The 7,137-nt window shown below is 70.8% G+C and carries 11 protein-coding genes; 6 read left to right on the top strand and 5 right to left on the bottom strand.

Annotation, left to right across the window (positions count from 1 at the left end; all coding sequences use genetic code 11):
• Positions 1 to 125: 125 nt before the first annotated feature.
• Together VB737_RS04715 and VB737_RS04710 are read left to right on the top strand one after the other, a co-directional pair.
• Positions 126 to 371 carry a hypothetical protein gene (locus VB737_RS04715; protein ID WP_015108440.1) on the top strand — a complete coding sequence of 82 codons (246 nt, stop codon included), beginning with the start codon at positions 126 to 128 and terminating at the stop codon, positions 369 to 371.
• Between the two features lie 10 nt (positions 372 to 381).
• Positions 382 to 759 carry a hypothetical protein gene (locus VB737_RS04710; RefSeq protein ID WP_233134046.1) on the top strand — a complete coding sequence of 126 codons (378 nt, stop codon included), beginning with the start codon at positions 382 to 384 and terminating at the stop codon, positions 757 to 759.
• A gap of 39 nt (positions 760 to 798) precedes the next feature.
• Here the strand turns inward: VB737_RS04710 and VB737_RS04705 are convergent, their stop codons facing one another.
• Positions 799 to 990: a hypothetical protein gene (locus VB737_RS04705; protein ID WP_500311560.1), complete on the bottom strand. Its 192-nt coding sequence runs from the start codon at positions 988 to 990 to the stop codon at positions 799 to 801.
• A 26-nt stretch (positions 991 to 1,016) separates the two neighbouring features.
• Here VB737_RS04705 and VB737_RS04700 point away from each other — a divergent pair, with 26 nt between their 5' ends.
• On the top strand, positions 1,017 to 1,451 hold the full coding sequence (locus VB737_RS04700) for a hypothetical protein (protein ID WP_500311556.1): 435 nt from the start codon (positions 1,017 to 1,019) through the stop codon (positions 1,449 to 1,451).
• On the opposite strand, the gene VB737_RS04695 is transcribed toward VB737_RS04700, so the two are convergent.
• Positions 1,441 to 1,602 (bottom strand): hypothetical protein, encoded by a 162-nt coding sequence (locus tag VB737_RS04695; RefSeq protein ID WP_190609649.1) that lies wholly within the window; start codon positions 1,600 to 1,602, stop codon positions 1,441 to 1,443. The two genes, VB737_RS04700 and VB737_RS04695, sit on opposite strands and share 11 nt — an antisense overlap.
• 162 nt (positions 1,603 to 1,764) lie before the next feature.
• On the opposite strand from VB737_RS04695, the gene VB737_RS04690 reads away from it, so the two are divergent.
• Both VB737_RS04690 and VB737_RS04685 read left to right on the top strand, forming a co-directional pair.
• Positions 1,765 to 2,271 carry a TspO/MBR family protein gene (locus VB737_RS04690; protein ID WP_500311553.1) on the top strand — a complete coding sequence of 169 codons (507 nt, stop codon included), beginning with the start codon at positions 1,765 to 1,767 and terminating at the stop codon, positions 2,269 to 2,271.
• Positions 2,237 to 3,778 (top strand): bifunctional aminoglycoside phosphotransferase/ATP-binding protein, encoded by a 1,542-nt coding sequence (locus VB737_RS04685; protein WP_500311551.1) that lies wholly within the window; start codon positions 2,237 to 2,239, stop codon positions 3,776 to 3,778. The genes VB737_RS04690 and VB737_RS04685 overlap by 35 nt, the downstream gene beginning before the upstream one ends.
• Here VB737_RS04685 and VB737_RS04680 read toward each other — a convergent pair.
• The 3 genes from VB737_RS04680 to VB737_RS04670 all read right to left on the bottom strand — a co-directional run bounded on the left by VB737_RS04680 (position 3,775) and on the right by VB737_RS04670 (position 6,574).
• Positions 3,775 to 4,833: a DUF4912 domain-containing protein gene (locus tag VB737_RS04680; protein WP_500311558.1), complete on the bottom strand. Its 1,059-nt coding sequence runs from the start codon at positions 4,831 to 4,833 to the stop codon at positions 3,775 to 3,777. The genes VB737_RS04685 and VB737_RS04680 overlap by 4 nt on opposite strands.
• Positions 4,834 to 5,071: 238 nt before the next feature.
• Entirely contained in the window at positions 5,072 to 5,836 is a 765-nt protein-coding gene (locus VB737_RS04675) for a phycobilisome rod-core linker polypeptide (protein WP_190612325.1), read from the bottom strand.
• A 117-nt stretch (positions 5,837 to 5,953) separates the two neighbouring features.
• Positions 5,954 to 6,574, bottom strand: coding sequence for a phycobiliprotein lyase (locus VB737_RS04670; protein WP_500311548.1), 621 nt, complete (start codon positions 6,572 to 6,574; stop codon positions 5,954 to 5,956).
• A gap of 63 nt (positions 6,575 to 6,637) precedes the next feature.
• Here VB737_RS04670 and VB737_RS04665 point away from each other — a divergent pair.
• Positions 6,638 to 7,137: EamA family transporter (locus VB737_RS04665; protein WP_500311546.1), on the top strand; the 500-nt coding region annotated here is incomplete at its 3' end.

The following is a 7,137-nucleotide window of genomic DNA, read 5'->3' as shown; positions in this document are numbered from 1 at the left end:
CCCCGCGTCCCTGAGGCGCCCACAGGCCGGCGAGCGGTTGACGTCGGCCCGGCACTGGTCACACTGGGGGGAACCATCCAGAGCCTCCATGGCCTTGCGACGGCCTCACCGATGGGGATGAAACCTTGGGCATGACCTGGTCGGAACTGCGCCGGCGGGTGGCGCGGCTCGGAGCCGCCCTGGATGTGGTGGTCCGCAGCGATCCGGAGGTCTGCGGCCTGAGCGGTTCCCATTTCCACCTGACGCTCCACCACGGCGGCCAGGGCGACTGCACGGTCAATGACCTGTCCCTGATCGATTGTCCCAACGAGCTGGTGCTGATGGAATTCGAGCGGTGGATGCGGGGTGCCGGCTATCCGCTGGAGCCCTGACGTCCCGGCCATGCCCCACACCCCCTACCCGCTCCATCTGCCGACGCCGAGGGGACCGACACCGGGGAAGGGTCTGGAGCTGCGCCGTCGCCGGCGCCGACCCTCCTCCCGCTGGCGGCAGGTGCTGGCGGGCCTGCTGCTGATCCTGGCGGGAAGTCTCATCCTGGCCGGGCTGATGCAGTTGCCGGAGCGGCTGGATGCCCTGCTGCTGGTCAGCAATGCCATCGCCAACCTGATCAGTGGGCTGAGCCGGCTCAGCATGGGCATCCTGCAGCTGGGCAGCGTCATCGTGGTGGCCCTGCTGGCCCTGATGGCCCTGCTGCTGCTGGTGGGCGGCGGTGTCCGTCTGGTGCGGGGGCTCACCGCCCGGCCACGCCGTCCCTCCTGAGGAGAAGGCACCACGGCCGGAAGGGGCCGCACCAGGGTCTCAGTGGTGCAGCTGCTGGAACCAGAACCCGGCCAGCTGCCAGGACGACAACAGGAAGATCGCCAGGATCAGCCAGTTGACCCAGGCGGGCCGTTCGCGGTTCTCGAACATGGCGGCAGGGGAGTCGCGTCCTTCGCTCTGATCCTGCCAGCGCGCCCGGCCGATCCGGTGCCGCGTGACGCTCGGTGGCACCGAACGGATGACAACGTTCCGCCGCCATGCCGAGCGACCCCTACTCCGGCCCCGCCTCCGGCGCCCTGCTCTCCTGCCTGGGCTTTCCCGGCTGGGGGGGATTGCACCTGGTCGTCCCGAGCCGGGGGCAGCCCCCCGCGCTGGCCACGCGCCTGGAGCTCTGCCAGCAGGGCGAGGGGACGACAGGGGGCCAGCTGCTGCCGGCCCTGCTGCGTCGCCACCGCGATCTGGAGCCCCTTGATCCGGCCCGCTGGCCCTGGGCCGGAGAGAGCGCCATGGCCTGGCCCCGGTCCTGGGGGCATCGTTACCTGCTCATCTGCCGCTGGGGATCGGCCACGCCGCTGCGGATCGCCGCCTGGCAGCGGCAGGGGGAGGAGGGGGGCTGGGTCAGGCTGTGTGGACCCGTCCCCCTGTCCTGCTTCAGCGAACGCTTTCTCACCCCAGGGGTGGTCAGGAAATGACCAGGGCCACACCCAGTCCGACCACCATCAGGGCGATGGCCCCCACGGCCCAGTAGGCATGGCTCTGGGCATCGGCCCTGGTCTCGCCGATCACCATCGTGCCTTCGTCGGCGTAGAGGTTGTCGTGGTTCTCGAGATCGTGGGTGTGCATGGGGCCTCCAGCAAGCTCGTCGGACCCCTCCAACGTAGGAACATCCTCCGGCCCGGTCCGCCGCCGCGACGAACCGACACCCCCCGCCACGGTCGCCCCGATGGCCCTCGCCATGGCAGGTTGGCCGGCGGCGCCCAATAATGCGCCTGTCTGCAGAGTGCCGTGCCGCCCTGGCTGTTGATCCTGATCGCCGTTCTGGTGATCACGCTGGTCGTCAATCCCACGGAGCGGGATTTCGTCTGGTACCGCAGCCTGCGACGACCGGAGTGGATCAGCCGGCAGCCCTGGGTTCCCCTGGTCTGGCCACTGATCAGCGTCGGCTTCTACGGCTCGGCACTCGCTTTCTGGCAGACGGCCGCCTCCTGGGGCTGGGTGGCCGCCTATGCGGTCCTGCTGGTACTGCTGCGCAGCCCGCGCTGGCTCAGCTGCCGCCTGCACAACCTCAGCGCCGGCCTTCCCGTCTGGCTGCTGAGCTGGACCCTGACGCTTGTTCTGGCCCTGATCGTGGCGCCCGCCTCCCCTGTGGCTTCCCTGTTGCTGCTGCCCATCCTGGTGTGGGCCCCGGTGGAGGCTGCCATCGACCTGCGGATGGTTGGATTGAACCGCAAGGAGCACCGGAGCGGCCGTGGACCCGATGATCGCCGCCCTGCTCGATCCCGGCGCCTATGACCATCCGGTCGCGCGGGTCGAGTGCCTGGAGACCCACATCTCCTGGATCCTGCTGACCGGCAGCATCGCCTACAAGATCAAGAAGCCGGTGAACCTGGGCTTCGTCGATTTCTCGACCCCGGAGCGGCGCCGCTGGTTCTGTCAGGAGGAGCTGCGGCTCAACCGCCGGCTGGCACCGGACCTCTACCTGGGGCTCTCTCCGATCCACGGCCCGCCCGAGCGGGCCAGCCTGCACGGCAGCGGACCGACCCTGGAGCTGGCCGTCCGCATGCGCCAGTTCCCCCAGAGCGCCCTCCTGGGCGCCGTTCTGGAGCACCACGGGCTCACCGCCGACCAGCTCGAACGGCTGGCGGATGACCTGGCGGCCTTCCACAGCGCCGCCGAGGTGGCCGGCCGCGACGACCCCTTCGGTTCACCGGAGCTGGTGAAGACGCCGGCCGTGGCCAATCTGGAGGTGCTGGAGGCCAGCGGAATGGCTGCCGCCCCGGAGCTGGCCGCCCTGCGGCAGTGGACGGAGGAGAGCTTCACGGCGCTCCGGGCCACCTTCGAGCTGCGCCGCAGCCAGGGACGCATCCGCGAGTGCCACGGCGATCTGCACCTCGGCAACCTGCTGCTCGAGGGGGGGCGCATCCGGGTCTTCGACTGCCTGGAGTTCAGCCCCGAGCTGCGCTGGATTGACGTGATCAGCGACCTGGCCTTTCTGGTGATGGATCTCGAGCACCGCAACCGGCCCGACCTGGGGGCGGTGCTGCTCAACCGCTGGCTGGGACGCTGCGGCGACTACGGCGGCCTGCTCACCTGGCGCTGGTACCGGGTCTACCGCTCCCTGGTGCGCGCCAAGGTCTGCGCGCTGCGCCTGCGCCAGCCCGACCTCGACGCCGGCACGGTGCAGCAGCTGCAGGGGGATCTCGAGCGCTACCTTCGGGGCGCCCATTGCGCCACCGCGGTCCCGGCCCCGGCCCTGGTGATCACCCATGGGGTCTCCGGCAGCGGCAAGAGCCACCGAGCCCGCCAGCTCTGCCGGCGCCAGGGGTGGATCCAGCTCAGCTCCGACGTGGAGCGCAAGCGCCGCTTCGGCGCCTGGGGCCAGGGGGACACCCCTCCCCTGCAGGGGGACCCCTACCGGAGCGCGGTGAGCGCCGACCTGTACGGGCGGCAACTGCCGGAGCAGGCGGCCCGGATCCTGGCCGCCGGGTACACGGTGGTGGTGGATGCCACCTTCCTGGATCGTGATCAGCGGCGGCGGATGCAGGATCTGGCCCGACGCTGCGGCGTGCCCTTCCTGATCCTGGCGTGCTGCAGCACGCCGGAGCAGGCCCGCCGGCGCATCGGGGAGCGCCGGCGGCGGGGCGGAGATCCCTCCGACGCCGACGCTCGCGTGCTGGAGGCTCAGCTCAGTGCTTTGCAGCCCCTCGACGAAGGGGAGCGTCAGCACGTGCTGACCGTGGGTGCGGAGCTGACGGCCGGCGATCTGATCGCCCGGGTGGAGGAGCGGCTGGGGGCCTAGAACCACTCGGCCAGGGCGGCCTCGCGGGAGTTGACGTTGGCTTCGGGGGTGGAGCGACGGAACTCCATGGTGATGCTGCGCTTCTGCTCGCCATCGGCCGCCAGGGCCTCGATCGGGTAGAGCTGCTGGCCGTCGCGGAAGGGCACCTGCACCCGGAAGGTGCCGTCGGCCGAGAGGGGCACCTCCTCACCGCCGATGCTGAGGCGGGCGGCCGGATCGGTGGCGCCGTAGACGATCAGCTCGGCATCGGCCACCAGCCAGAAGGAACGCTGACGCGGGGCCACCCCGCCGATGCCGGAGGCGCTGCGGCCCGAGGCCCAGGGGCCCACGCCGGAGGCGGAGAAGGCACCGCCGCCTTCGAGGCCGGCGGCGGAATCGATCTCGTGGAAGGCCTCGGAGCCGTGGCCGAGGCGGCGCCACTGGCTGGTGGCGCTTTGGTAGAGCCGCTCGTGCAGGCCGGAATCCACCGCTTCGGAGGGGGTGGGCAGGCTGGCGGTGGCGGCGGGGAAGGCGTCGAGGGAGAAGGGGACGAACTGATCGAGGATCTGCTCGGAGGGATGCAGGGACGGCACCCGGGCGACCGAGGAGAAGGCCAGGGAGATCCAGCCGCCGCCACCGCCCTTGCGGTAGCCGAGCTCGACGCGGTAGTCGCGGTCGGAGAGGGGCACGGGCAGGTACCACTCGGTGGCATGGCTGTCGACCACCACCTCCTGGAGGGTGTGGGGGTGGGCGGAGCCGCCGGCCAGGCCGGTGACGTCGGCGACGCGCAGGCAGAGCTGGGAGGCGCCGGCATGGAGGGCGTCACTGCGGTCGTCTTCGGAGATGTCCCAGAAGACGTAGGCCCACTGGGGATCGCGGGGCAGGAAGACGACGCGGGTTTCGGCGGCCGGCCGCGGCGCCGGGGCCATCTCCGCCTCGATCCTCTCGAGGCTGCGGCCCTCGTCCTCCTCCACCTGGCGGGTGCTGATGGCTTCCACCAGCTCCTCCTTGGACTTGCGGCTGTAGAGCGACACGCCGAGGTCGCTGGCGATCTGCCGCAGTTGGCGCAGCGTCATCATCGCCAGGGAGGTCAGCGTCTTCTGGCTCACAACATCAGAATTCGTTTGGGATCAGTCTGGAGGACCTTTCGGGCTTTGGGCGGAAGCGGTCGGCCGGGGTCAGCATCCACTGACGGCCAGGGGCGCGCCGGTCCCCCTCGCGCCAGACGGGAACACGAAAAAACCCTGCAGCAATGACGCTGCAGGGCCTGGGTGAATCAGAGGCCGGCGGCAGACCGGCCGGAGAGGGCCGTGATCAGCGGCCGATGCTGCGGTAGGGCACCTTGGAGAGGTAGTCCATGCCGGTGTTGCCGGCGGCGGCACTGCCGACACCACGCAGGGCGGGCAGCGTGCGGACCCAGGGCAGGTAGTCCTGCGGGAAGCCGCCGCGGCGCTGCTGGGCGCGCTCGGGGAAGCTGCGGGACTTGCCGGTGTAGACGATCTGGGGGAAGCCCAGGATGCCCCGGTAGTAGGACTCGTAGCGGGGGGAGGTGATGTTGAAGGGGGTCTCGCCCACTTCGCGCGAGCCCACCACCCGGTTGCGGTGGTAGGGGACGGTGTCGTACCCGAAGGCGTCCAGGTACTCCTGGGAGTCGAGGATGGCGTCCACCGCGCCCTTGACCCCTTTGGTCATGATCACGGCGGACCAGGCGATCTCTTCGGCCTTGCCGTGGACCGGGCGGCCCAGGAGCTTCTCGACCAGGTGGCGGGCCACCCGGTAGTTGCTGTTGAGGTTGTAGAAGCTGCGGTTGAAGGTGTCCGACAGGCAAAGCGCGCGGATGAACTCCCGCACGTTGATCTGGCCGTCCCGCAGCTGGGACTCAAGGGTGCGGTCGCGGTCGACCTTGAAGGCATGGAAGAAGATCTGGCGGTAGGCCGCTTCGATCACGAAATTCTGATCTTCCCGGTCCATGGCCTTGTCCATGGACACGGCCTTGGGGTCCTCGTCGGAACCCACCCGGAACGGCGCGACGCGCGAGTTCTGGGAGGTGGGGGCGTACTTGAGGAGTGGAAGAGCCACGCGTGGTCCGGCATCCGTCGTTGGGGATCGTAGAAGTAGGGCCCCGGCGGCCCCGGGCCCGGGAGGGCAGGGCTCACAGTCCGTAACGTTGGCGACACAACACCAACGCGGGCCCCGTCACCAGCCCAGGGCCGACAGGCAGGTGGTTTCGGGGCTCGCCTGGGTGCCGGTTTCGTCGCTGCCGGCGCCGGTTGCGGCCTCCGTCCCGTCGGTGATGCGGGTCTCGACGCAGAAGGAGGCGGTGTTGGAGAGCCCCTCGACGGTGCTGGTGCGCAGGCGCACGTCAGGCCCGGCAAAGCTGAAGCGCTCCAGGCTGTTCATCGTCTCGTAGCTGGTGGTGAGCAGCAGGCCGTCCCGGTCGTCCATGGCGAAGTGGCCGGCCACCGGCGCCGTTTCGGCGTAGCCGCGGTCGCGCAGCAGCAGGCCGCTGCGGCCCCGTTCATCGGTGGGGATCAGGCCGAAGACACTCTCGCCCTCGTGGGCTTCGCCGGCCTTGTCCCAGGCCATCGAGCCGCTCCAGCGCACCCGGCAGCCCCCGACCAGGCCGGCGGGATCCTGGCCGTGCAGCACGGCGATCGCCGCCAGGCGCGGATCGGCGACCTCCAGCTCCACCACTTCAATGAAGGAGCCGCCTGCCTCGGCGCGGCGGTGGAGCAGGTGGTGGCTGCTGCGCTGGGAGCGCCAGCGACCGCAGCTGAGCCGGAAGAAGCTGATGGCGTCGGCGATGGATCCGCTCACGGGGCTCAGGCGATGGGGCGCGATCAGGCGATGATCGCAACTCTCCCACCCACCCGCGGCCCCTTGTCCGCCGCCCCCGTTGCCGCCGCCCTGGCGGCCGCCTTCTGCTGGGCCTTCTCCAGCCTGCTGTGGCGCCGGCTGCCCACCTCCCTCTCGGCCGCTCGGCTGAACCTGCTCAAGAACCTGCTGGCGGTGGCCCTGCTGCTGCCGCTGGCGCTGTTGCTGCCGTGGCGGATGGCGCCGCGCTCGCTGCTGCTGCTGGCTCTGAGCGGGGTGCTGGGGATCGCCCTGGGGGACACGCTGTTCTTCGCCGCCCTGCGGAGGCTGGGCACCCGGCGCACCCTCACCATCGATGCCGGCGGCCCGGCGGTCACGAGTCTGGCGGGGGTGGCGCTGCTGGGGGAGGTGCCCCGGCCGGCCCAGTGGCTGGGGATCGGGCTGATCACCCTGGCGGTGCTGCTGGTGGTGCACCAGCGCGCCCCCCGACAGGGCGGGACTGAGGGCGCCCTTGCCCTGCCCGCGGCCACCAACGCGGCCGCTGACGGGTTCGGGGTGCTCCTGGC

It is taken from the genome of Synechococcus sp. BA-120 BA3 (assembly GCF_034931285.1).
Classification (GTDB): Bacteria; Cyanobacteriota; Cyanobacteriia; order PCC-6307; family Cyanobiaceae; genus Cyanobium.
The sequence above is the reverse complement of the archived record's forward strand: the minus strand, read 5'-3'. Positions and strand labels throughout refer to the sequence as shown.

Coding starts and splice junctions, on each gene's coding strand:
- VB737_RS04710 (WP_233134046.1), top strand. CDS start 382: ATGCCCCACACCCCCTACCCGCTCCATCTGCCGACGCCGAGGGGACCG.
- VB737_RS04700 (WP_500311556.1), top strand. CDS start 1,017: ATGCCGAGCGACCCCTACTCCGGCCCCGCCTCCGGCGCCCTGCTCTCC.
- VB737_RS04695 (WP_190609649.1), bottom strand. CDS start 1,602: ATGCACACCCACGATCTCGAGAACCACGACAACCTCTACGCCGACGAA.
- VB737_RS04685 (WP_500311551.1), top strand. CDS start 2,237: ATGATCGCCGCCCTGCTCGATCCCGGCGCCTATGACCATCCGGTCGCG.
- VB737_RS04680 (WP_500311558.1), bottom strand. CDS start 4,833: ATGACGCTGCGCCAACTGCGGCAGATCGCCAGCGACCTCGGCGTGTCG.